Source organism: Nocardia gamkensis NBRC 108242, from assembly GCF_001612985.1.
In the GTDB taxonomy this organism is placed as follows: Bacteria; Actinomycetota; Actinomycetes; order Mycobacteriales; family Mycobacteriaceae; genus Nocardia; species Nocardia gamkensis.
This window is the reverse complement of record NZ_BDBM01000005.1, coordinates 264,516-284,912: the sequence shown is the minus strand read 5'-3', so window position 1 is coordinate 284,912 and position 20,397 is coordinate 264,516. Positions and strand designations below refer to the sequence as shown.

At 68.8% G+C, this 20,397-nt stretch carries 21 protein-coding genes; 5 read left to right on the top strand and 16 right to left on the bottom strand.

The annotated features are described in order from the left end of the window. Nucleotides 1–57: 57 nt before the first annotated feature. The 4 genes from hsaB to hsaA are packed head-to-tail and all read right to left on the bottom strand — an operon-like array spanning nucleotide 58 to nucleotide 3,607. Complete coding sequence (gene hsaB / locus NG1_RS06130) at nucleotides 58–630, bottom strand: 3-hydroxy-9,10-secoandrosta-1,3,5(10)-triene-9,17-dione monooxygenase reductase subunit (protein ID WP_040864689.1); 573 nt, start codon at nucleotides 628–630, stop codon at nucleotides 58–60. A 20-nt stretch (nucleotides 631–650) separates the two neighbouring features. Then, complete coding sequence (hsaC, locus tag NG1_RS06125) at nucleotides 651–1,556, bottom strand: iron-dependent extradiol dioxygenase HsaC (RefSeq protein ID WP_040864583.1); 906 nt, start codon at nucleotides 1,554–1,556, stop codon at nucleotides 651–653. Then, nucleotides 1,556–2,434: a 4,5:9,10-diseco-3-hydroxy-5,9,17-trioxoandrosta-1(10),2-diene-4-oate hydrolase gene (gene hsaD / locus NG1_RS06120; protein WP_062968805.1), complete on the bottom strand. Its 879-nt coding sequence runs from the start codon at nucleotides 2,432–2,434 to the stop codon at nucleotides 1,556–1,558. The genes hsaC and hsaD overlap by 1 nt, the downstream gene beginning before the upstream one ends. Nucleotides 2,435–2,443: 9 nt before the next feature. Continuing rightward, nucleotides 2,444–3,607, bottom strand: a complete 1,164-nt coding sequence (gene hsaA, locus NG1_RS06115) for a 3-hydroxy-9,10-secoandrosta-1,3,5(10)-triene-9,17-dione monooxygenase oxygenase subunit (RefSeq protein WP_040864585.1) — start codon at nucleotides 3,605–3,607, stop codon at nucleotides 2,444–2,446. Nucleotides 3,608–3,892: 285 nt separating this feature from the next. Here hsaA and NG1_RS06110 point away from each other — a divergent pair, with 285 nt between their 5' ends. The 3 genes from NG1_RS06110 (at nucleotide 3,893) to NG1_RS06100 (ending at nucleotide 6,401) form a co-directional block, all read left to right on the top strand. Beyond that, nucleotides 3,893–5,080, top strand: coding sequence for a 3-ketosteroid-9-alpha-monooxygenase, oxygenase component (locus tag NG1_RS06110; protein WP_062968803.1), 1,188 nt, complete (start codon nucleotides 3,893–3,895; stop codon nucleotides 5,078–5,080). After that, complete coding sequence (locus NG1_RS06105; protein WP_062968801.1) at nucleotides 5,080–5,412, top strand: hypothetical protein; 333 nt, start codon at nucleotides 5,080–5,082, stop codon at nucleotides 5,410–5,412. Before NG1_RS06110 ends, NG1_RS06105 begins: the two co-directional genes overlap by 1 nt. Before the next feature lie 170 nt (nucleotides 5,413–5,582). Next, on the top strand, nucleotides 5,583–6,401 hold the full coding sequence (locus tag NG1_RS06100) for an MBL fold metallo-hydrolase (RefSeq protein WP_062968799.1): 819 nt from the start codon (nucleotides 5,583–5,585) through the stop codon (nucleotides 6,399–6,401). Nucleotides 6,402–6,407: 6 nt separating this feature from the next. On the opposite strand, the gene NG1_RS06095 is transcribed toward NG1_RS06100, so the two are convergent. Then, the gene (locus NG1_RS06095) at nucleotides 6,408–6,818 is read right to left on the bottom strand and encodes a cupin domain-containing protein (protein WP_062968796.1); all 411 of its coding nucleotides are present in this window, start codon (nucleotides 6,816–6,818) and stop codon (nucleotides 6,408–6,410) included. 7 nt (nucleotides 6,819–6,825) lie between these two features. Then, on the bottom strand, nucleotides 6,826–7,896 hold the full coding sequence (locus NG1_RS06090; RefSeq protein WP_062968794.1) for a saccharopine dehydrogenase NADP-binding domain-containing protein: 1,071 nt from the start codon (nucleotides 7,894–7,896) through the stop codon (nucleotides 6,826–6,828). A gap of 96 nt (nucleotides 7,897–7,992) precedes the next feature. Here NG1_RS06090 and NG1_RS06085 point away from each other — a divergent pair, with 96 nt between their 5' ends. Then, a complete protein-coding gene (locus tag NG1_RS06085) occupies nucleotides 7,993–8,910 on the top strand; it encodes an AraC family transcriptional regulator (protein WP_062968792.1) in 918 nt (305 codons plus the stop codon). A 54-nt stretch (nucleotides 8,911–8,964) separates the two neighbouring features. On the opposite strand, the gene NG1_RS06080 is transcribed toward NG1_RS06085, so the two are convergent. The 4 genes from NG1_RS06080 to NG1_RS06065 all read right to left on the bottom strand — a co-directional run bounded on the left by NG1_RS06080 (nucleotide 8,965) and on the right by NG1_RS06065 (nucleotide 12,141). Further along, on the bottom strand, nucleotides 8,965–9,717 hold the full coding sequence (locus NG1_RS06080; RefSeq protein WP_062968790.1) for a DUF427 domain-containing protein: 753 nt from the start codon (nucleotides 9,715–9,717) through the stop codon (nucleotides 8,965–8,967). A 92-nt stretch (nucleotides 9,718–9,809) separates the two neighbouring features. Then, a complete protein-coding gene (locus tag NG1_RS06075) occupies nucleotides 9,810–11,057 on the bottom strand; it encodes an MFS transporter (RefSeq protein WP_062968788.1) in 1,248 nt (415 codons plus the stop codon). Further along, complete coding sequence (locus tag NG1_RS06070) at nucleotides 11,057–11,512, bottom strand: MarR family winged helix-turn-helix transcriptional regulator (RefSeq protein ID WP_063910269.1); 456 nt, start codon at nucleotides 11,510–11,512, stop codon at nucleotides 11,057–11,059. Before NG1_RS06070 ends, NG1_RS06075 begins: the two co-directional genes overlap by 1 nt. A gap of 164 nt (nucleotides 11,513–11,676) precedes the next feature. Next, nucleotides 11,677–12,141, bottom strand: coding sequence for a cupin domain-containing protein (locus NG1_RS06065; RefSeq protein WP_062968783.1), 465 nt, complete (start codon nucleotides 12,139–12,141; stop codon nucleotides 11,677–11,679). A 77-nt stretch (nucleotides 12,142–12,218) separates the two neighbouring features. Between NG1_RS06065 and NG1_RS06060 the strand changes: the two genes are divergently transcribed. Beyond that, a complete protein-coding gene (locus NG1_RS06060) occupies nucleotides 12,219–12,812 on the top strand; it encodes a TetR/AcrR family transcriptional regulator (protein ID WP_210750589.1) in 594 nt (197 codons plus the stop codon). Nucleotide 12,813: 1 nt separating this feature from the next. On the opposite strand, the gene NG1_RS06055 is transcribed toward NG1_RS06060, so the two are convergent. From NG1_RS06055 to NG1_RS06030, 6 genes are all read right to left on the bottom strand, one after another. Then, nucleotides 12,814–14,211 carry an FAD-binding oxidoreductase gene (locus tag NG1_RS06055; protein WP_062968779.1) on the bottom strand — a complete coding sequence of 466 codons (1,398 nt, stop codon included), beginning with the start codon at nucleotides 14,209–14,211 and terminating at the stop codon, nucleotides 12,814–12,816. Nucleotides 14,212–14,376: 165 nt separating this feature from the next. Beyond that, nucleotides 14,377–15,480 carry an acyl-CoA dehydrogenase family protein gene (locus tag NG1_RS06050; RefSeq protein WP_062968777.1) on the bottom strand — a complete coding sequence of 368 codons (1,104 nt, stop codon included), beginning with the start codon at nucleotides 15,478–15,480 and terminating at the stop codon, nucleotides 14,377–14,379. 218 nt (nucleotides 15,481–15,698) lie between these two features. Next, a complete protein-coding gene (locus NG1_RS06045; protein ID WP_062968776.1) occupies nucleotides 15,699–16,727 on the bottom strand; it encodes an acyl-CoA dehydrogenase family protein in 1,029 nt (342 codons plus the stop codon). Further along, entirely contained in the window at nucleotides 16,724–17,866 is a 1,143-nt protein-coding gene (locus NG1_RS06040; RefSeq protein ID WP_040864598.1) for an acyl-CoA dehydrogenase family protein, read from the bottom strand. Before NG1_RS06040 ends, NG1_RS06045 begins: the two co-directional genes overlap by 4 nt. Beyond that, the gene (locus NG1_RS06035) at nucleotides 17,866–18,771 is read right to left on the bottom strand and encodes an enoyl-CoA hydratase (protein ID WP_062968774.1); all 906 of its coding nucleotides are present in this window, start codon (nucleotides 18,769–18,771) and stop codon (nucleotides 17,866–17,868) included. The genes NG1_RS06040 and NG1_RS06035 overlap by 1 nt, the downstream gene beginning before the upstream one ends. After that, on the bottom strand, nucleotides 18,771–20,324 hold the full coding sequence (locus tag NG1_RS06030; protein ID WP_281218106.1) for a FadD3 family acyl-CoA ligase: 1,554 nt from the start codon (nucleotides 20,322–20,324) through the stop codon (nucleotides 18,771–18,773). The genes NG1_RS06035 and NG1_RS06030 overlap by 1 nt, the downstream gene beginning before the upstream one ends. Between the last annotated feature and the right edge of the window lie 73 nt (nucleotides 20,325–20,397).

Below are 20,397 nucleotides of genomic sequence, written 5' to 3'. Positions count from 1 at the left end.
CATATGTAGCACATGGGGCTACATGCTATCGCCGTGGCTACAGGCTGGTGGCCCCCGCTACAACCAGGTGTCGAGCGTCGTCGTCGTGAGGAAGTGCTCCAAGTCCGCGCGCCAGGGGGCCGGGGTGGTCTTCTCCGGTTCGATGGCGGTGTACTGGCCGCGGTAGAACAGCAGGGGGCGGCCGGTGGTGGTCGTTTCGGAGAGGGCCTGGACCCGGCCGATCACGATGTAGTGGTCGCCGCCGTCCACCACGCTGTCGACGGTGCACTCGATGGTGGCGAGGGCCTCGTCCAGGACCGGGAGGTCGCGGTCGGAGGTGTGCCACGCGGCGCCGGCGAACTTGTCGGGTTCGCGGGAGCCGAAGCGGGCGCACAGTTCGCGCTGCTGTTCGGCCAGGACGTTCACGCAGAAACGCCCGGTTTTCTCGATCGCCGCCCAGGACCGGGACGCCTTGGTGGGGCAGAACAGAACCAGGGGCGGTTCGAGGGAGAGGGCGGCGAACGATTGGCAGGCGAAGCCGACCGGGGCCTGATCGCCGTCGAAGGTGGTGATCACGGTGATCCCGGTGCAGAACTGCCCCAGCACATTCCGGAACTGCCGTGGATCGATCCCGGATCCGTCCGCGGTCATCGTTTCGCTCGCCCTCTCGGTCACTGCTGCCGCTGTCCGACGGTGAAGTCGTGGCCCCACAGGCTCACCGCGGTGGATTCCCGCGCGATCCAGTCGTGGTCGTCCACTTCCAGGCCCTCACAACCGAATTCGACGTCGAATCCGCCCGGCGTCTTCATGTAGAAGGAGAGCATCTTGTCGTTGACGTGCCGTCCGAGCGTCGCCGACATCTTGACCTTCTTGCGCAGCGCGCGGTCCAAGGCCAGCCCCACGTCGTCGGCGTTCTCCACCTCGATCATCAGGTGCACGATGCCGCTCGGCGTCGGCATGGGCAGGAAGGCCAGCGAGTGGTGACGCGGGTTGCAGCCGAAGAAACGCAGCCAGGCCGGCTCGCCGTCGGCCGGGCGCCCGACCATCTGCGGTGGCAGCCGCATCGAGTCGCGCAGCCGGAAGCCGAGCACGTCGCGGTAGAACTCCAGCGCCGCCTTGTCGTCCTTGGTGCTGAGCACCACGTGCCCGAGCCCCTGCTCCTCGGTGACGAACTTGTGCCCGTAGGGACTGACCACCCGGCGATGCTCCAGCGCCGCGCCGTGGAACGCCTCCAGCGTGTTGCCGGAGGGGTCGTCGAACCGGATCAGCTCGTACACCCGGCGGTCGGCCAGTTCGGCGGCGGTGCCCTCCTTGAAGGGCACGCCCGCCGCGTCCAGCCGGTTGCGGATGTCTTGCAGCTCTTCGGCGTTGGCGGTTTCCCAGCCCGAGATCTGCAACCGGTCCTTCTCGCCGGGGACGATCACCAGCCGGGCCGGGAACTCGTCCATGCGCAAGTACAGTGCGCCGGGGTGGGTGCCTTTGCCCTCGACCATGCCGAGGACCTTCAGGCCGTACTCCCGCCAGGCGGCCATGTCGGTCGCCTCGATGCGCAGATATCCCAGTGAACGGATGCCCATCACTTCTCCTTGACGCCCGCGAGGAAATCGATCGCGAGCCGGTTGAATTCGTGGAACTTCTCCAGCTGTGCCCAGTGTCCGCATCCGCCGAAAACATGCAACTGCGCTCTGGGGATCACCTTGGTCGCCACCAGTGCCCCGTCGAGCGGGTTGACCCGGTCCTCGCGGCCCCAGATCAGCAACACCGGCTGGCGCAGTTTGTAGGCGTCGCGCCAGAGCATGCCCTTCTCGAAGTCCGCGCTCGCGAACGACTTGCCCATCGCCCGGGTGGCGGCCAGCGCTTCGGGCGTGCTCGCCGAGGCGAACCGCTCGTCGATCAACTCCTCGGTGATCAGCGACTGGTCGAAGACCATGATGCGCAGGAACGCCTCCAGGTTCTGCCTGGTCGGCTCGTAATTGAACTTGGAAAGCAGCTTCACGCCCTCGGTCGGGTCGGGCGCGAACAGATTGGTGCTCAGCCCGCCGGGACCCATCAGGATCAGCTTGCCTGCCCGATCCGGGTAGTCCAGCGCGAACCGGACCGCCGCGCCGCCGCCGAGCGAGTTGCCCAGCAGGTGCACCCGCGTGGTGATCTCCAGGTGGTCGAGCAGATCCTTCAGGGCCGAGGCGCTGTGCACGAAGTACTGCGGATGCTCGGTCGGCTTGTCCGAGCGGCCGTAGCCGGGCTGGTCCACCGCGATCACGTGGAAGTGCTCGGCCAGCACCGGGATGTTGCGCGCGAAGTTCGACCACGAGGACGCGCCGGGCCCGCCGCCGTGCAGCAGGACGATCGTCGGCCCGTTGCCCACGCCCGCTTCGTGATAGTGCAGCCGCAGGTCGGGCCGCACCTGCGCGTAGCGCGAGGTCGATTCGGCGGTGAGTTCCGCGGTAGAGGTCACGCCGTCCTCCTAGACCATGCCGTCGGTGACGGGCAGGCCGAATTCGTGGGTGCCGTACATCAGGTACGCGCGCTCGGGATCGTTGGCCGCGTGCACCCGGCCTGCGTGCGCGTCGCGCCAGAACCGTTGCAACGGGGTCCCGTTCGACAGCGCGGTGGCCCCGGAGCTCTCGAACAGCTTGTCGATCGCCGCGATCGAACGACCGGTCGCGCGCACCTGGTCGCGCCTGGCCCGCACGCGCAGGTCGAACGGAATCTCCTCGCCCGCCACCAGCAGCGCGTACTCGTCGGCGACGTTGCCCGACAGCTGCCGCCACGCGGCGTCGATATCGCTGGCCGCTTCCGCGATGCGCACCTTGGCGAACGGATCCTCCTTGGCCTTCTCGCCCGCGTAGGCCGCGCGCACCCGCTTGCCCTGGTGCTCGACGTGCGCCGCGTAGGCCCCGTAAGCCATGCCGACGATCGGGGTGGAGATGGTGGTGGGATGGATGGTGCCCCACGGCATCTTGTAGACCGGGTCCGGATTCTGTTCCAGGCCGGGCGACTTCAGCTCGCTCATGGCACGGAAGCTGAGGAACCGGTGCGATGGCACGAAGACGTCCTTCACCACGACGGTGTTGGAACCGGTGCCGCGCAGGCCGACGACGTTCCACACGTCATCGATGCGGTAGTCGTCGCGCGGGATGAGGAAGCTGCCGAAATCCACCGGCTTGCCGTCCTTGATCACCGGGCCGCCGAGCACGGCCCAGGTGGCGTGATCGCAGCCCGACGACCAGGCCCACGCGCCGTTGACCAGGTAGCCGCCGTCGACGACCGTGCCGGCGCCCATCGGTGCGTAGGAGGAGGAGATCCGCACTTCGGTGTCCTCGCCCCAGACGTCCTCCTGCGCCTGCTGCGCGAACAGCGCCAGGTGCCAGTTGTGCACGCCCACAATGCCCGCCACCCAGCCGGTGGACCCGCACGCACTGGCGATCTTGCGCACGGTGTCGTAGAAGACCACCGGATCGGCGGCGTGACCGCCCCACTGCTTGGGCTGGAGCAACCGGAAGAAGCCGGTCTCCTGCAACGCCTTCATGCTTTCGTCGGGGATGCGCCGCAGGTCCTCGGCCTCCTGTGCGCGTTCGCGCAACGTCGGCAACAGCGCTTCGACCCGTTCGGTCACTTCTTGCGTCATCTCGGGACCTGCTCCTGCCTGGTCGGTTGATGTCCGAAATCTCATTTGCCTCTGAGACTAGAACAGGTTCCTATTTATGTCGAGAACCGGTGTTCACCCCCACCCGGACATGCGCTCATGCAGGAAGTGAGGTGAATCGCTGGCGTTGAGGGCGTCAGTTTTGTAACGTGTTCTAGTACAGAAGGAGGAGGAATCGCGATGGCAGTTACCCCACCGCCGCCGAGCGACGGGCCCGGAGGCGGCAGCCTGCGTAACCACGGAGGGACCCGCGAGGCGGCCAATCCAATGCCGCAGAGCGGTGCGAAGGTCCGGGAGCTGGATGTCGGCACCGCACCGACCCGGTATGCGCGGGGATGGCATTGCCTGGGTCTGGCCAAGACGTACCGGGACGGCAAGCCGCACGCGGTGAACGTCTTCGGCACCAAGCTCGTCGTCTGGGCCGACAGCAACGGTGAACTGCGGGTGCTCGACGCCTACTGCAGGCACATGGGCGGCGACCTGAGCATGGGCGAGGTCAAAGGCGACGACATCGCCTGTCCGTTCCACGACTGGCGCTGGTCGGGCACCAACGGCAAGTGCACCGCGATTCCGTACGCGCGCCGGGTGCCACCGCTGGCGCGCACCAGGAAGTGGACCACGCTGGAGCGCAACGGCCAGCTGTTCGTCTGGCACGACCACGAGGGCAGCCAGCCGCCGCCGGAGGTCACTATTCCGCACATCGAGGGTCCTTACACCGACGCGGACGGCAACCCCACCGAGCAGCTCGACAGCGGGTGGACCGACTGGACCTGGAACTCGATGCTGATCGAGGGCGCCAACTGCCGCGAGATCATCGACAACGTGGTCGACATGGCCCACTTCTTCTACATCCATTTCGCCTTCCCGACGTACTTCAAGAACGTCTTCGAGGGGCACATCGCCACCCAGTTCCTGGAGACCAAAGGCAGGCCGGACATCGGCATGGCCTCCAAGTACGGGGGTGACACGCTGCTCAAGTCCGAGGCTTCCTACTTCGGACCCTCGTACATGATCAACCCGCTGATCAACATCTACAGCGGTTACGAGGTGAAAAGCGTCCTGATCAACTGCCACTACCCGGTCACCCAGGACTCCTTCGTCCTGCAATGGGGCATCACGCTGGAGAAGCCCAAGGGCGTCGAGGGCGAGATGGCGACCAAGCTGGCGGAGAAGATGACCGAGGGCATCAGCGTCGGCTTCCTGCAGGACGTCGAGATCTGGAAGCACAAGTCCAAGGTCGAGAATCCGCTGCTGTGCGAGGAGGACGGGCCGGTCTACCAGCTGCGTCGCTGGTACGACCAGTTCTACGTCGACCTGGCCGACGTCACCGAGAAGATGACCCGGCGTTTCGAGTTCGAGGTGGACACCACCAAGGCGAACGAGGCGTGGGAGGCCGAGGTCGCCGAGAACCTGCGGCGCAAGCGCGAGTCCGAGGAAGCCGAGGCAAGCGTCTGATGTCGGCCACCTGGGCGAAGGCACCCGATTTCGCCGACCAGCCCGCTCGGCGAGCCGAAGTGCGCGCCCAGACGGTGGTCGACCAGCAGCGCTACCTGGAGGACGGCCTGACCCCGCTGCGGTGTCAGGCCTGCCGGAGTCAGGTGCTGGTGCGCAAGAGCAGCCCGCACCAGACCTCGGTGCAGTGGACCGGCGATCCGGCCGAGCACTGCCCGGTTTTCGCCGAACTCAGTGCGAGCGGTCACGGGCCGGGCCGCCCCGATTCGTGTCCGAACCTCGAGCGCACCATCGCCTGGGCCGTGGACGAGGGCGTGCTCGAAATCCCCGAGTAGGCGGGGTATTCCGGGGCGGTCGGCGCGGATCGGTTTGCCCGCCGATCGCCGTGGCGGTGACCGTGCTGTCGCGGGCGAGTCGTGCTCGGGCTACGTTGACGGGAACAAAGAGGACCTTCGTGCCGGAACGGACCGCATCCGATCCGGCGCCGTAGGAGGGAGTTTCCGCGATGCTGGTGCGGCATCTGGACTGCGCGACCATGTGCCCGGTCGGCGGGCGCGCGCTGCTGGGCAGCGGTGGGCTGCTGACCGGCGGGCTGGTCGGCCATTGCCTGCTCGTCGAATCCGATGACGGGCTGGTGCTGGTGGACACCGGGTTCGGCATGGCCGACGTGCTCGACCGCGGCCGGCTCGGTGCCGGCACCGCGCAACTGCTGCGACCCCGGCTGCGTCCGGAACTCACCGCGCTGCATCAGATCCGCGGGCTCGGCTATCGGCGCGAGGATGTCCGGCACATCGTGCTGACCCATCTCGATATCGATCACGCCGGCGGGCTGTCGGACTTCCCCGACGCGACAGTGCACGTCTTCGCCGACGAACTCGACGCGGCGATCCAGCGTCCCACCCTCGGGGAGAAACTGCGTTACCAGCCGCGCCAGTGGGAGCACGGCCCGCGCTGGCTGGCCCACGAAACCGGCGCGGACACCTGGTTCGGCTTCACCGCCGTCCCGGTGCTCGAGGACATCATGTTGATTCCGCTGGTCGGGCACACCCGCGGGCACAGCGGCGTCGCGGTCCGGCAGAGCGACGGGTGGCTGCTGCACTGCGGTGACGCCTATTTCCACCACCGGCAGCTGGCGGCGGGAAGGTCGCGCCCGCCGGTCGGGCTCGGCGTCTTCGAGATCCTCGCGAGCACGCTGGGCCGCGAGCGGGTGGAGAATCTGGAGCGGCTGCGCACGCTGCGCGCCGACCACGGTGACCGGGTGCGGATGTTCAGTGCCCACGACCCGCACGAACTCGCCCAATTCGCCACCGTGCCGGTGCGCTGAACCCGCTCAGTCCAGCCGGAAGTCCGCGAAGTCGAATCCAGGGGCGACGATACAGCTGACCAGCACGTATTCCGTGCCGGCCGGTCGCGCCGACTGGCTGACGCCACCCGGCACCACGCCCTGGAGCGCCTGGCCGCGCTCCACGTCGGGGCCGAGGATCACCACCTCGCCGCCGATGTCCAGCGCCAGCGGCCCGCCGCGATGCCAGAGCCACAGCTCGTCGGAGCGCACGGTGTGCGGGGCCGACTGCTCGCCCGGCAACAGCAGGAAATGGATCGCCGTGGCGGCGGCGCGCGGGCCCGGGTAGCCCTCCGGGGTGAATTCCACCGGGCTGCGCCAGGTTTCGCGATACCAGCCGCCCTCCGGGTGCGGCGCGAGATCGAGTGCGACGGCGAGCGGCGGCCGGTTGTCGGTCATCGTTCGACTATGCCCGATCACCGGCGCGATCGGTTTCCTCGATACGCCAGGTGATGCCGAAAGGAGCGAGCGCGTCGAGGAAATCGGTCGCGTCGAACGCCTCGGCGGCCGCGAGCGCACCCGGTGCGGCGGCGCCCTCGCTCAGCCGGACGGCTGTCTCCACCGCCATCAGCGCCGAATCGCGGTAGGAGTCGACGCCGCTGAGCACGCCCCGGACGCGATGTCCGTCCGCGCCGAACGCGTCGACGACGAGGTCGTAGCGCAGGTCCGCGCTGGGCGCGTCGGGTAGCGCGTCGATGAGTTCGGCGGTGAACCCGCTGAGCGTGTCGAGGATCGAGGTGGCGAGGACGCCTTCGACGTAGGAGACCTCCGAATGCCGGGGGATGGTGAGGACCGGGGGCTGCGGGAACTTCGCGACCGCGGTCGGTTCGGTGTGGCCGGGGAAGGTGATCTTGTCGTGGCGCGCGGTAGCGCCGGTGCGCAGTTCGCCGTCGGCGTAGTGCCAGCCGCCGCCGCGGAACCAGTCCAAGCTGGCGAAGACCGTCTCGGCGCTGCCTTTCGAACCGTTGCCGCCGCTGTTGCTCAGGTGGCTCAGCACCACCTCGGCCGGGCCGGTCACCCGGCGCGTGGTGAGGTGAGCGAGCAGGTCACCGGGGAGATTGCTGTCGGTGATGCCGGACACCACAGTGACGCCCGCCGCCGCCGCGCGCGGGCCGAACTCATCGAAAACCCGCTTCAGGAACAGTTGCTCGCCGGACATGTCGGTGTAGTGGGCACCGGCCTCGATGGCCGCGGCGAGCACCGCCGAGCCGTGCTCCACGTACGCGGGCAGGCTGCTGATCACCACGTCGGCTCCGGTGAACCCGGTGACGAGGGCCGCGTGGTCGGTCAGATCGGCCACCCGGACATCGGCGCCGGGCAGATCCACCGCATCGGCGGCGGCGCGGATGCGATCGGCATCCCGGCCGACCAGGATCGGAGCGAGGTCGCGGCGGCGCAGTTCCTCGAGCAGGTAGCCGCCGGTGTGTCCGGTGGCGCCGTAGACGGCGATGACGGGGGAGGCTTTGGTTGATGTCATGAGAACGAATCTATTGCCATCCGTCGAGTAGACCAATGCCTGTAAAGCGCAATAGTTTGTCTGAAACGCTCACGGTAAGAGTGTTACGGTTTACAAGTGGACATCCTCAGCGAAGCCATCGCGGCCATCCGCACCGGCAGCCCCGCCTCCGGCCTGTTCATCCGGCACGCCCCGTGGGGCCGCCGGTATCCCGTGGTGCCCGGCGCGGGTTTCCACGTGGTCTTGCAGGGCTCCTGCTGGGTGGTGCCGACCGGCGGCGAGCCGATGGCGCTCGGTGTGGGGGACGTGTTGTTCATGCCGCGCGGGGCCGACCACGACCTGGTGGACAGCATGGACAGCCCGGTCACCGAGACCGCGATGCCCGGCGAGCCGAGGGAGATCGTTGGGCCCGGCGTCCGGACCGCGCTGCTGTGCGGCGCCTATGAACTCGGACGCGGGCGCAGCCACCCCATCCTCGACGAGCTGCCCGAGTTCATTCATCTGCCCGCGCGTCCGGGGCGTCATCCGGCGCTGCGCGGCGCCGTCGACCTGCTCGCCGCGGAGATCGCCGAGCCGCGTCCGGGTAGCGACGCGGCCGTGCCCGCGATCCTCGAGACGTTGCTGCTGTTCATCCTGCGCGCCTGGTTCGACGAGCAGGCCGACGTGCGATCCTCCGGCTGGGCAGGCGCTTTCGCCGACCCCGCGGTGGCCGCGGTGCTGCGCGCCGTGCACGAGCAGCCCGCGCGAGCATGGACCGTGACGGATCTGGGTGACATCGCGGGCGTCTCCCGCGCGACCCTCGCCCGCCGCTTCACCGCGACGGTCGGCGAACCGCCGTTGGCCTACGTCACCCGCTGGCGCATGCTCACCGCCGCTCGCCTGCTCCGCGACACCGACAGCAGTCTCGGCGCCGTGGCTCGCCGGGTCGGTTACACCTCGGAGTTCGCCTTCGCGAAGGCCTTCAAGCGCGAATACGGCCTGGCCCCGGGGCAGTACCGCCGCGCGGGCGACAACACGCCACTGGTCGCGGTCTGATCCGGCGCGCATGCCCCGCAGGGTGCGAACGAGCCGGGCGGGCTGTCGCCGAACTCAGCTGAACGGCGAGCGCGGGCGTTCCTGGAGTTCACCGTCCACGTAGATGTCGACCTTCTCGTTGTAGAAGCAGACCAGTCCGGCGACCTTCTGGCTCTCCGGAAGCGGCGTGCGGTAGCCCCAGACGTAGTCGGGATACTCCTTGCCCTCGACGCGGACGGTCCAGTAGTCGGCGGTGCCCTTGTAAGGGCAGCTGGTGTGGGTGGCCGACGGGTACAGCAAGTCCATGCGGACATCGGTCATCGGCAGGTAATACCGTGCGGGCAAACCGGTTTCGAAGAGGATGCGCGGCGCGCGGGAGTCGGCGACGGTGACGCCGTCGATCTCCACCCGCACATGCCGTGAGCTGGCCAGGATGTCGACGCGCGAGTACGGGTTGCGCGGATGGACGTAGATCGGCTCGTCCTCCTCGAACCACTCGTCCATCGCGTTCCACTCCAACCGCACCAGATCGCGCAATTCGGTGAGCGGCGAGTCGTGATATCGCAGCGCAGCGCCGCCCGCCGTGGTGCCGTCCACCATGACGTCGTAGACGGTCGCGTCGCCACGGCTGGCGGAGTGCTGGGTATGTCCGTTCGGTTCCAGTTTCGCGCGCAGATCCGCGACCGGCAGATAGTAGGCGGGATAGTGCGGGTTCTCCCACACGAGCACCGGCCGCGCGCTGTCGGCCACGAGATGACCGCCCAGATAGACGCGCACCCGCTTCTGACTGGTCTCGACGCTGACGCGGCCCCGCTTCGCTTCGGTCATATTTCTCGACCGTACTCCTCGCGCCGGCAGGCGCCAGGGGTGGAAACGCCGAAGGCAGCCACGCTGGTGGCTGCCTCCGGCGGGGTATCGGGTCAGTCGTCGCCGACCGTGATGGCCTGGGCTTCCTCGACGCTGTGCGGTGCGGGATCGTGGTCATCGAGGTGGGCCAAGGCGGTGCGCCCTGCCATCAGCACGACCACCGCGGCGGCGGTGCATGCCGCGCCCACCCAGAACGGCAGTGCGATGCTGTGTTCGCCGAGCTTGCCCGCGAGGTAGGGCGCGGCGGCGCCGCCCGCGAAGCGCACGAAGCTATAGGCCGCCGAAGCGGTGGACCGCTCGACCGGCGCCGAGATCATCACGGCCTCGGTGATCAGCGTGTTGTTCACGCCGAGGAACAGGCCCGCCAGCACGGTGCCGATGATCAGCACCGGCTTGTGCTCGGCGAAGACGGCCATCATCGCCAGATCCGCCGCGAACAGCCCCAGCGAGAGTCCCATCATCGGCAGCGAACCGAACCGGCGCTGCAACCGGGGAGCCAGGAACACCGAGGCGATCGCCAGCAGCACTCCCCAGCCGCAGAAGATGAAGCCGATCGCGTAGGTGCCCATGTCCAGCGGGAACGGGGTGTAGGCGAGCAGCGTGAAGAAGCCGAAGTTGTACAGCAGGGCGGTGATGCTCACGATCAGCAGACCGCGGTGACGCAACGCGCGGAACGGCGCGGCGATCGAGGTGCGGTGGGCAGGCTTCGGGCCTTCCGGAAGCAGGACGACGATGCTGACCAGCGCGACGGCCATCAGCGCCGAGACACCGAAGAACGGTCCGCGCCAGCTGATTCCGCCGAGCACGCCGCCGACCAGGGGGCCGGTCGCGATGCCGATGCCCAGCGCCGCCTCGTACAGGATGATCGCGCGGGCCACGCCGCCGCTGGCCGCGCCGACGATGGTGGCCAGCGCCGTGGCGATGAACAGCGCGTTGCCCAGACCCCAGCCCGCGCGGAAGCCGACGATCTGCGCCACCGTGTCGGACATGCCGGCCAGCGCGGCGAACACGATGATGATCGCCAGGCCCGCCAGCAGCGTCTTCTTGGCGCCGAAGCGACTCGACACCACACCGGTGATCAGCATGGCCACGCCCGTGACCAGCATGTAGCTGGTGAACAGCAGCGACACCTGGGAAGGTGAGGCGTGTAGTTGTTCGCCGATCGGTTTGAGAATCGGATCGACCAGGCCGATGCCCATGAACGCGATCACGCTCGCGAACGCGACCGCCCAGACGGCTTTCGGTTGCTTGGTGTCGTCCGCGGCAGGTGCCGCGGCGCGGGTGGGAGCCAATGTGCTCATCAATGTTCCCTCGAGATCGGATCATGCTGTCGCGTAGCCGTTTTCAAGGCCTCCAGCAAGTCGTGTAATTCGGTGTCCAGCCGCGCCAGGCGTTCGGCGTCGAAGCCGGGAAGATGTCCGCCGATCGCGGCGGCGAATGCTCGGCGGAATTCGGCCAGACGGGCCCGCCCGGCCGGGGTGAGTTCGACGATCACGGCCCGGAAGTCCTCCGGGTCCTTGCGCCGGCTCGCGAGACCTTCCGCGACCAGCTTGCCGATCAGCGCCGTTGCCGCCGGCTGTGAACATCGGTCGATCCTGGCGAATTCGCTGACCCGCAGCGCTCCGTGTTCGTCGAGCACCGCCAGTGCCCGCAACATCGCGCGCGGCAGGTCGTCGCCGCTGATCACCCCGGCCAGCCGAGTGAGCCTGCCCGCGGTGACGAGAAGGTCGACGACGATGTCATCCGCTGTGTTCACCTGAGCTTGCTGCACAGGCAATATTATTACATAGGCTAACTATCTATTGGCGGTGAAGTCGGCCACATGATCCGAAGCGGGATGCCCCCGATGGAGACCGGCTCCATTCGGGGGCTAACCAGATCGGCGTCAAAGCTGTTGTCCGACAGGCTCGATCGAACGGATCAAACCGTTTCCTCGTAGCGGATGTCGTATTTCGCCGCGATCGGATTGATCTTCACCGGGTCCAGCGCTCCGTCGGTCAGCACCGACGCACCGGCTTCGAAGAGGTCCTCGAGATAGCACTCCCAGCCGCCGGGTGAGGAGATCTGGAGTACCCGTGGCGGTGGCTGTGACCCGCAGCGCAGGGCGTGGGGCACGCCGTGCGGCAGCAGTACGAACATGCCTCGGGTCGCGGAGAGCGTCCGATCGTCGAATTCGACGTCGAGTGTGCCTTCGAGTACGTAGACGCACTCGTCGGCGACGTGATGGGTATGCCGGGGAATATCGCGCGCGAGGGTCACCTCCAGCAAGGAGAACCTGCCTTCGGTGTCGGCGGTGGTGGCTTTCACTGCGAAGGCGGGCGGCAACGGCACCCGGCCGGTCCGTGCCTCGCCTGGGTCCAGGACGCGGAAACGATTGTGGGACATGAACTGCTACCCTTCGATGGCATGAAACGGAATCGGATTCCGCTTCCGATTGAAGGGTAAACATGGAGGGATCGCCGGTGTCAAGGCCACCATCGCCCCGTCCGCGGCGCGCGGACGCCGCGCTCAACCGCGTCCGCATCCTGGCCGCGGCTCGCGCGCTGTTCGCCGAGCGCGGCAGTGCGGTGCAACTGCCCGAGATCGCTCGCGCCGCGGGAGTCGGTATCGGTACCGTCTACCGTCATTTCCCCACCCAGGCCGACCTCATCGAGGCAGCGGCCGCGCAGCGCTTCGCCGAAATCGAGGATTTCGCCCGCACCGAATGCCTGCGTGCCGAGCCGGGGGAAGGGCTCGCCCGCTACCTGCGCCACGTAGGCGAGGTGCTGACCGCCGACCGGGGCTTGTCGGCGGCCATCGAGGCGGCGCGGCAATCGGCGGGCAGCGCGCCGCGCGGCGAATCGCGCAGCAGGCTCGAGGAGGTGATCGGCGAGCTCGTCGAGCGGGATCGGGCGGCCGGGATGGTGCGCGAGGACTGCACGGTGACCGACGTCTACATGATCGTCGGCGCGATGTCCGCGACCATCGGCAGCGGGAGCGGTGATTGGCGGCGGCTCGTGGAGATCGTTCTGGACGGCCTGCGCCCCGGCGCGGCCGGTAGACGCTCGAACGAGTGAGTCAGCCGGGGGCTATGTTCGCGTTGCGGTGGAAGACGTTGCACGGGTCGTAGGCGGCCTTGATTCGGGCCAGCTTGGCGTATTTGACGCTTCCGTAGGATTCGCGGACCCGGTCGCGGTCCGTGTCCGCCATGAAGTTCACATACCCGCCGCGGTTGGAAGCCATCGGGCGCAACGCTTCCCACGTCCTGCGCACCCAGTCCCGGTCGAGGGCCAGCGTCTCGGCGTCGGGAGCCATCGCGGTGATATTGCACCCGTAGTGTGGGCTGCGCGCGCCGCCGAATGCCGTGTCGTCCTCGCCGATTGTGCTGAACGCGCCGCTGAGCGGAAAGATCGGCATGAACGACAGCGGCGCGGTCTTCTCGGCGGCTTTCGCGGTCAGGACCGCGATCACGTCGTTCGAGAAATCGCCGAGGTCGAGTGCCTTCTCGTACCCGCGCAAGCCCCACGGCGCCCCACCGTCGAGCATCCGTTGCAGCCCGGCGTACGGGACGGGGCCGAGGAATTCGAACAGCGGCGGCAGTGCTTCGCGGATCGGCGCCACCGCGGCGGTGTGCTCCTCGGCTGTGCCGAAACCCGCGACGATCAGGGCATGCCCCGCTCGGCCGTGGTATCGCTCCGGAACGAACGGCGCCGGCGGCGCCGACATCGCCAGCGCTATCAACGCGCCCGACCGACGCGGCAGAGTGGGAATGAACTCCCGGATCAGGCGCAGAGCATCCGTCCCGTCCGGCATGTCCCAGAAGAACAGGCCGAGGTGCACTTCCGGCCCGACGTGATGCAGGCGGTATTCGAATTCGGTGACGACCCCGAAATTGCCGCCGCCCCCGCGCAATGCCCAGAACAAATCCGCGTTCTCGTTCTCGGACGCTCGCAGCACCTGGCCGTCGGCGAGAACCACCTGCGCCGAGACGAGGTTGTCGATGGCCAGTCCGGCCATGCGGGTCAGCCAGCCCATGCCGCCGCCGAGGGTGAGGCCGCCGACGCCGGTGTCACTGACCACCCCGCCGGTCACCGCCTGCCCGTATGCCTGGGTCGCTGCGTCCAGATCCGCCATCGTCGCTCCGCCGCCGACCCGGGCTCGCTCGGCCTCCGGATTCACCACGACGCCCTTCAGCGCGCTTAGGTTGATCATCAGGCCGCCCTCGCCGACCGCGGTCCCGCTGTAGGAGTGGGCGCCGCCGCGAACGGATATCTCCAGCCCGCGATCCCGGCCGAAGGCCAGCGCCGCGGCCACGTCACCGGGCGACACGCACTGGGCTATCACCGCGGGGTGCCGGTCGATGTCGGCGTTCCAGATGGCGCGAGCCCGGTCGTACCCGGTCTCGCCGGGGCCGAACACCGGCCCGTCCATCGTGGAACGTAGTACCTCGAGATCGGAATTCACTGTTCGCGTCATGGCATCCTCCCAGCTGGTGGGCCCCGACGACTTGTTGGGTGACGAGTCGGCAGTTCGACTCGTGACGGCACCGATCCCGACCTGCGGTGCCACTGGAAAACGCATCCCCGCCTATGCGCATGTGGCGCGTGTCACATCTTAGTTCATCGGCTCAGCCGCCGACAGCTACTCGAGACAGGGCGCGCCGTCGCCCCGGCGCGCCCCTGCCCCGGCTCGAGCGGGCTGCGCCACCGGACGGTGCGCGGCGCCGAACAGTTGCGCGTCCCCGTGGGCGCGCTTGAAGAACAGATGCGCGTCGTGTTCCCAGGTGATCGCGATGCCGCCGTGCAGCTGAACGGTCTCGGCCGCGATGGCGGTGAGCGCCTCCGAGCAGTGCACGCGGGCGGCCCAGACGTCTTCGGCGGCCGACGGGCTGTCCGCCGCCACCGCCGCGGTCGCCGCGATGGACGCGGACCGGGCCGATTCCAGCAGCACGTACATGTCCGCCATCCGGTGCTTGAGCGCCTGGAAGCTGCCGATCACCCGGCCGAACTGCACCCGGGACTTGGCGTATTCCACCGTCATCTCGAGGCAGCGGTCGGCGGCCCCGACCTGCTCGGCGGCCAGCGCCGCCCACGCGATGCGGCGCAGCCGGGCGACGGCCGCCGCCTGGTCGCCCGAGCCGAGCCGTCGGGCGCGCACGTCGGCGAAATCGACTTCGGCCAGCTTGCGGGTGGGGTCCATGGTGGGCGCGGATCGCCGGGTGACACCCGGCGCGTCGGGCTCGACCTCGAACAGGCCGGTCCGGGTGACGACGACGAGGGTGTCCGCCGACATCCCGTCGAGCACGTAGTGCGCGGTGCCGTTGAGGGCGCCGTCCGTCTCACGCACGCCCGGTTCGTCCCAGCCGCGCTCGTCCGCCCAGCAGACCGCGATCGTGCGCGTGCCCTCCGCCGCCTCGGGCAGCAGCCGCGCGCAGGCTTCGGCGTCACCCGACAGCAGCACGGCCTGCGCGCCCAGCACGGCCGAGCCGAGCATCGGCACCCCGGCGAGCGTGCGGCCCAATTCGCCCACCACCAGCGAGGATTCGACCAAGCCCGCGCCGAAGCCGCCGTACTCCTCGGGGATCGCCAGCGCGGCGACGCCGATCTGCTCGCACAGCAGCCGCCATAGGGCCGGGTCGTAGCCGAGTTCGGTGTCCATCGCGGCGCGCACCGCCGCCGACCCGGCGTGCTTGGTCAGCAGCGCCCGCACCGAGGCGAGGAATTCCTGGTGTTCGGCGGTGCTCATCGGTGTCCTTTCGCGCATGAGCGGGAGCGCTGCGTGGTGACGCTTCGCTGCCGCCTCCGGGCCTGACCGCTCATCGGTGTCCTTTCGCGCATGAGCGGGAGCCCTGCGTGGTTACGCTTCGCTGCCGCCTCCGGGCCTGACCGCTCATCGGTGTCCTTTCGCGCATGAGCGGGAGCCCTGCGTGGTTACGCTTCGCTGCCGCCTCCGGGCCTGACCGCTCATGCGATGCCTCGCGCGGCGCGATCGGAATCGGTGTCCTCCCGAAGCGCCCGTGCGATCCGGGCACGGTGCAGATCCGGTGTGCCCCAGGCCGAACGCAGTGCGGTCACCTTGGTCAGCCACAGGGAGAGGTCGTACTCGGCGGTATAACCGATCGCGCCGTGCACCTGGAGGGCGGCGCGAGCCGCGCGGTAGGCGGCATCGCCACAGGCGATCACGGCGGCCGACACATCCCGGCTCCGGGTGGTTCCGGCCATGGTCAGCGCGGCCCGGTGGAGCAGTGGCTCGGCCAAGTCCAGCGCGATCAGCACATCCGCGAGCTTCTGCTTCACGGCCTGGAACTCGCCGATCGGCTTACCGAACTGCTTGCGCTGCTTGGAGTATTCGGTCGACGCGTGCAGCAGCGCCTTTCCGGCGCCGAGCAGCTGGGCCGCGCAGGCCAGCGCGCCGGTGTCGAAGCCCGCGGCGGCGGCCGCGCGGACCTGATCGCCCTCGGCGACGGTCTCGGTCGCGGCGACCGTGAACAAGCGGCGGGCGGGATCGACCGATCGCACCAGGCCGGTGCGGTTCCCGGTGGACAGCTGATTCTCGCCGGCCAGCAGGACCACTTCGGCGGTGTCGGCGTCCAGGGCGACGCCGGGGCCGGGCGGCGCGAAGGCGACGGTGCCGAGCGCCGCGCCCTCGGCGAAGCCGGGCAACCACCGTGCCGCCAGATCCTGGTCGGGAAGCGCTTGCAGCAGCGCGGGAATCGCCGCGGCGGTCTCCACCAGCGGTCCGGGCACGGCTGCGCGCCCGAGTTCCTGGAACGCCACAACCAGATCGATCGGCTCGGCGCCGATGCCGCCGTGCTGCTCCGCGACGGCCAGTCCGAGCACACCGGCATCGGCCAGCTGCCGGATCAGCGCGCGACCCGGCCCGCTATCGCCCGATGCCCACGCGCGCACGGCGGCGGGCGCGCGGCCCGCCTCCAGCAGTTTGCGCAGGCTGGCGCCGAAATCGAGTTGTTCGGGGCTGAGCGCGAATCTCATCGGCTGCTTCCTCTCGGTAGTCCGAGCAGCCGCTCGGCGATGATGTTGCGCTGGATCTCGTTGGTGCCCGCGTAGATCGGGCCGGACAGCGCGAACAGGTATCCGTCGGTCCACGGCCCGGAACGTTCCGCGGACGCGCCGAGCACGTCGAGCGCGGTCTCGTGCATGGCGATGTCCAGCTCGGACCAGAAGACCTTCGTGATCGAGGATTCCGCGCCCAGCTTGCCGCCCTCGTCGAGGCGGGTGACCGTGCCGAAGGTGTGCAGCCGGTAGGCCTCGCTACCGATCCAGGCGTCCACCACGGCGTCGCGTTGTGCGGTGTTGTCCTCGTCGCCCGCCTCGCGCCACAGATCGATCAGCCGCTGGGCGGTGGCGCTGAACCGGCCGGGGCTGCGCAGCGAGAGGCCGCGTTCGTTGCTGGAGGTGCTCATCGCCACCCGCCAGCCCTCGCCGGGTGCGCCGATCACGTCGCGGTCGGGCACGAACACGTCGTCGAGGAAAATCTCCGCGAAGCCGGGTTCGCCGTCCAACTGCGGGATCGGGCGCACCGACACGCCGTCGGCGGTCAGCGGGAACATCACGTAGGTGAGTCCCTTGTGCCGCTCGGCCTCGGGATCGCTGCGGAACAGCCCGAACGCCCAGTCCGCGAAGGAGGCGCGCGAACTCCAGGTCTTCTGGCCGCTCAGCAGCCAGCCGCCGCTGGTGCGCCGGGCCGTCGAGCGGATACCGGCCAGGTCGCTGCCCGCTTCCGGCTCCGACCAGGCCTGCGCCCAGATGTCGTCGCCGCGCGCCATACGCGGCATGATCCGCTCCAGCTGTTCGGGCGTGCCGTGTTCGAACAGCGTCGGGGCCAGCAGGAATATGCCGTTCTGGCTGACCCGCCCCGGCGCGCCCGCCGCGTAGTACTCCTGCTCGAACAGCACCCATTCCAGCAGCGAGGCGTCGCGCCCGCCGAACTCCTCCGGCCAGGCGACCACCGAGAGCCGGGCGTCGGCGAGGGTGCGCTCCCAGGCGCGGTGCGCCTCGAATCCGGCCTTCGTGTCCATCGAGGCCAGCGGTTTCGCGGGTTTGTTCGCGGCGAGGAATTCGCGGACCTCCCGCTGGAATTCCTGGGTCGCCTGGTCGAGATCCAGATCCACTACGTCGTTCCGTTCTGTTCTGCGGTGCCCGCCGACGCCTTCATCGACTTGGCGTTCATGCCGCCGAGGGAGTCGGCGCCGACTTCGGCGTTGTGCGCGTGCGCGAAGTGGTGCAGCCCGAAGACCGAGTCCATGCCCGACCGCATGCCCATCAGGTCCTCGGCCTGGTTGACCGCCTTCTTCGTCAGCGCGAGACCGAACTGCGGCATCATGGCGATCTTCTCGGCCAGCGCCAGCGTCTCGGTCTCCAGCTCGGCGCGGGGCACCACCCGGTTGACCATGCCCCATTCCTTGGCCTGCGCGGCGCCGAACCGGTCGCCGGTGAACAGGAATTCCTTGGCCGCGCGCGGACCCATCACCCACGGGTGCGCGAAGTACTCGACGCCCGGAATGCCCATGCGGACTACGGGATCGGAGAAGAACGCGTCGTCGGAGGCGATGATCAGATCGCACACCCAGGCCAGCATGAGCCCGCCCGCGATGCAGGCGCCCTGCACCATGGCGATGGTCGGCTTCGGAATCTCCCGCCAGCGCCTGCACATGCCGAGGTAGACCTCGAGTTCCCGGGCGAAGCGCTGATCGCCACCGGCCCGGTCCACGTGGTCCCACCACAGCGCCGCTTTGTTCTGGTACCGCACATGGTGATCGCGGCCCGGCGTGCCGATGTCGTGCCCGGCGCTGAAGTGTTTACCGTTGCCCGCCAGCACGATCACGCCGACCTCGGGGTCCTCCACGGCGCGCTCGAAGGCGGCGTCGATGGCGTAGGTCATCACCGAGTTCTGCGCGTTGCGGTAGTCCGGCCGGTTCAGCGTGACGATCGCGACGCGACCGCGCCGCTCATAGGTGACGACTTCACCTTCGTCCGGGATCGCCGGACCCTCGTTCGGGGTTGCCGGTTCCGACATTACGACTTCTCCTCACGTAGTTGACGCTTGAGCACTTTCCCGGCGGCGCTGTAGGGCAGCTGGTCGCGGAATTCGACGATTCGCGGCACCTTGAAGTTGGCCAGCACGGTCGCCGCGTGGGCGCGCACCTGCTCCTCGGTGAGCGCCGAGCCGGGTTTGCGCACCACGTACGCCTTGCCCACCTCGCCCATCCTCGTGTCGGGCACGCCCACCACCGCCGACTCGGCCACGCCGTCCAGCCGGGCCAGCGCCTGTTCGATCTCGGCGGGATAGACGTTGAAGCCGCCGGAGATGTACATGTCCTTGAGCCGGTCGGTGATCTTCAGGTACCCGCGCTCGTCGATCGTGCCGATGTCGCCGGTGTGCAGCCAGCCGTCGGCGTCGATCGTCTGCGCGGTGCTGTCCGGGTCGTCCAGGTAACCGAGCATCACGTTCGGCCCGCGCAGCAGGACCTCGCCCGCCTCGCCGAGGCGCAGCTCGAAATCCGCGATCGGCCTGCCGCAGGTGTTCGCGATGGTCTCGGCGTCGTCATCGTCCCGGCACATGGTGCCGAAGCCCGCGCTCTCGGACAGGCCGTAGGCGGTGATGACGACGTCGAAGGCCAGCTCCGAGCGCATCCGCTCGATCAGCACCACCGGCACCGTCGCCGCGCCGGTGACGGCCACCCGCAGCGAGCTCAGGTCGAATTCGGAGCGGCGCGGGAAATCCAGGATCGTCTGGTAGATCGTCGGCGGGCCGGGCAACACGGTGACCCGCTCCGCGCCGATCAGCCGCATCGTCTCCGGCACGTCGAAGGTGGCCTGCGGAATGATCGTGGCCCCGGTGACCAAGCAGGCGAGAATGCCCGCCTTGTATCCGAAGTTGTGGAAGAACGGGTTCACCACCAGATACCGGTCGTCGCCGCGCAAGGTGGCGCACTCGGCCCAGGCCCGCACCACCGACAGCGCCTGCCGGTGGGCGACCAGGGTGCCCTTGCTGCGGCCGGTGGTGCCCGAGGTGAACAGGATGTCGGAGATGTCGTCGGGACGCACCGACTCGGCGCGCTGCTCGGCTTCGACCAGCGTCACCGGCGCGGCGACGGTCGCGAGTTCCGACCAGTCCAGCGCGGCGATGTCGGTGTTCTCGGTGCCCGGTTCGACCGGGATCACCACCACGGTATCGATGGCCAGGTCGGGCGCGGTCGTGCGCAGTTCGGCGAGCCGGTCGCGGCCGAGGAACGGCCCCGCGATGAACAGCGCCTTCGCGTCCACTCGTCCGAGCACGTCGGCGGCCTCGTCGGCCACGTAGCGGGTGTTCAGCGGTACCAGTGCCGCTCCGGCGTAGTGCGCTGCCAGCGCGGCGACCACCCAGTGGTGCGTATTGGGCGCCCACATGGCCACGCGGTCGCCCACCCGCACGCCACGCGCGATCAGCGCCCGCGCCACTTCCTGGACCGCCTCCAGCAATTGGGTCCAGTCCAGCCGGACCTCGCCGTCGGCGATCGCCGGGGCGTCGCCGAAGGTCCGAGCGGCGTGGTGCAGTGCCATCGGTGTCGTCTGTGCAGGGGTTGTCACGGTTGTCCTCACCGTCCGCGAGTCACTTATGCGAGTGCTCTACAAAGCAAGTGCTTGGTAGGTTATCCTACCG

Excerpts from the sequence above, each read along its gene's own strand:
- hsaB (WP_040864689.1), bottom strand. The coding sequence starts at position 630 with ATGACCGCGGACGGATCCGGGATCGATCCACGGCAGTTCCGGAATGTG.
- hsaC (WP_040864583.1), bottom strand. The coding sequence starts at position 1,556 with ATGGGCATCCGTTCACTGGGATATCTGCGCATCGAGGCGACCGACATG.
- hsaA (WP_040864585.1), bottom strand. The coding sequence starts at position 3,607 with ATGACGCAAGAAGTGACCGAACGGGTCGAAGCGCTGTTGCCGACGTTG.
- NG1_RS06110 (WP_062968803.1), top strand. The coding sequence starts at position 3,893 with ATGCCGCAGAGCGGTGCGAAGGTCCGGGAGCTGGATGTCGGCACCGCA.
- NG1_RS06105 (WP_062968801.1), top strand. The coding sequence starts at position 5,080 with ATGTCGGCCACCTGGGCGAAGGCACCCGATTTCGCCGACCAGCCCGCT.
- NG1_RS06100 (WP_062968799.1), top strand. The coding sequence starts at position 5,583 with ATGCTGGTGCGGCATCTGGACTGCGCGACCATGTGCCCGGTCGGCGGG.
- NG1_RS06095 (WP_062968796.1), bottom strand. The coding sequence starts at position 6,818 with ATGACCGACAACCGGCCGCCGCTCGCCGTCGCACTCGATCTCGCGCCG.
- NG1_RS06090 (WP_062968794.1), bottom strand. The coding sequence starts at position 7,896 with ATGACATCAACCAAAGCCTCCCCCGTCATCGCCGTCTACGGCGCCACC.
- NG1_RS06080 (WP_062968790.1), bottom strand. The coding sequence starts at position 9,717 with ATGACCGAAGCGAAGCGGGGCCGCGTCAGCGTCGAGACCAGTCAGAAG.
- NG1_RS06075 (WP_062968788.1), bottom strand. The coding sequence starts at position 11,057 with ATGAGCACATTGGCTCCCACCCGCGCCGCGGCACCTGCCGCGGACGAC.
- NG1_RS06065 (WP_062968783.1), bottom strand. The coding sequence starts at position 12,141 with ATGTCCCACAATCGTTTCCGCGTCCTGGACCCAGGCGAGGCACGGACC.
- NG1_RS06055 (WP_062968779.1), bottom strand. The coding sequence starts at position 14,211 with ATGACGCGAACAGTGAATTCCGATCTCGAGGTACTACGTTCCACGATG.
- NG1_RS06050 (WP_062968777.1), bottom strand. The coding sequence starts at position 15,480 with ATGAGCACCGCCGAACACCAGGAATTCCTCGCCTCGGTGCGGGCGCTG.
- NG1_RS06045 (WP_062968776.1), bottom strand. The coding sequence starts at position 16,727 with ATGAGATTCGCGCTCAGCCCCGAACAACTCGATTTCGGCGCCAGCCTG.
- NG1_RS06035 (WP_062968774.1), bottom strand. The coding sequence starts at position 18,771 with ATGTCGGAACCGGCAACCCCGAACGAGGGTCCGGCGATCCCGGACGAA.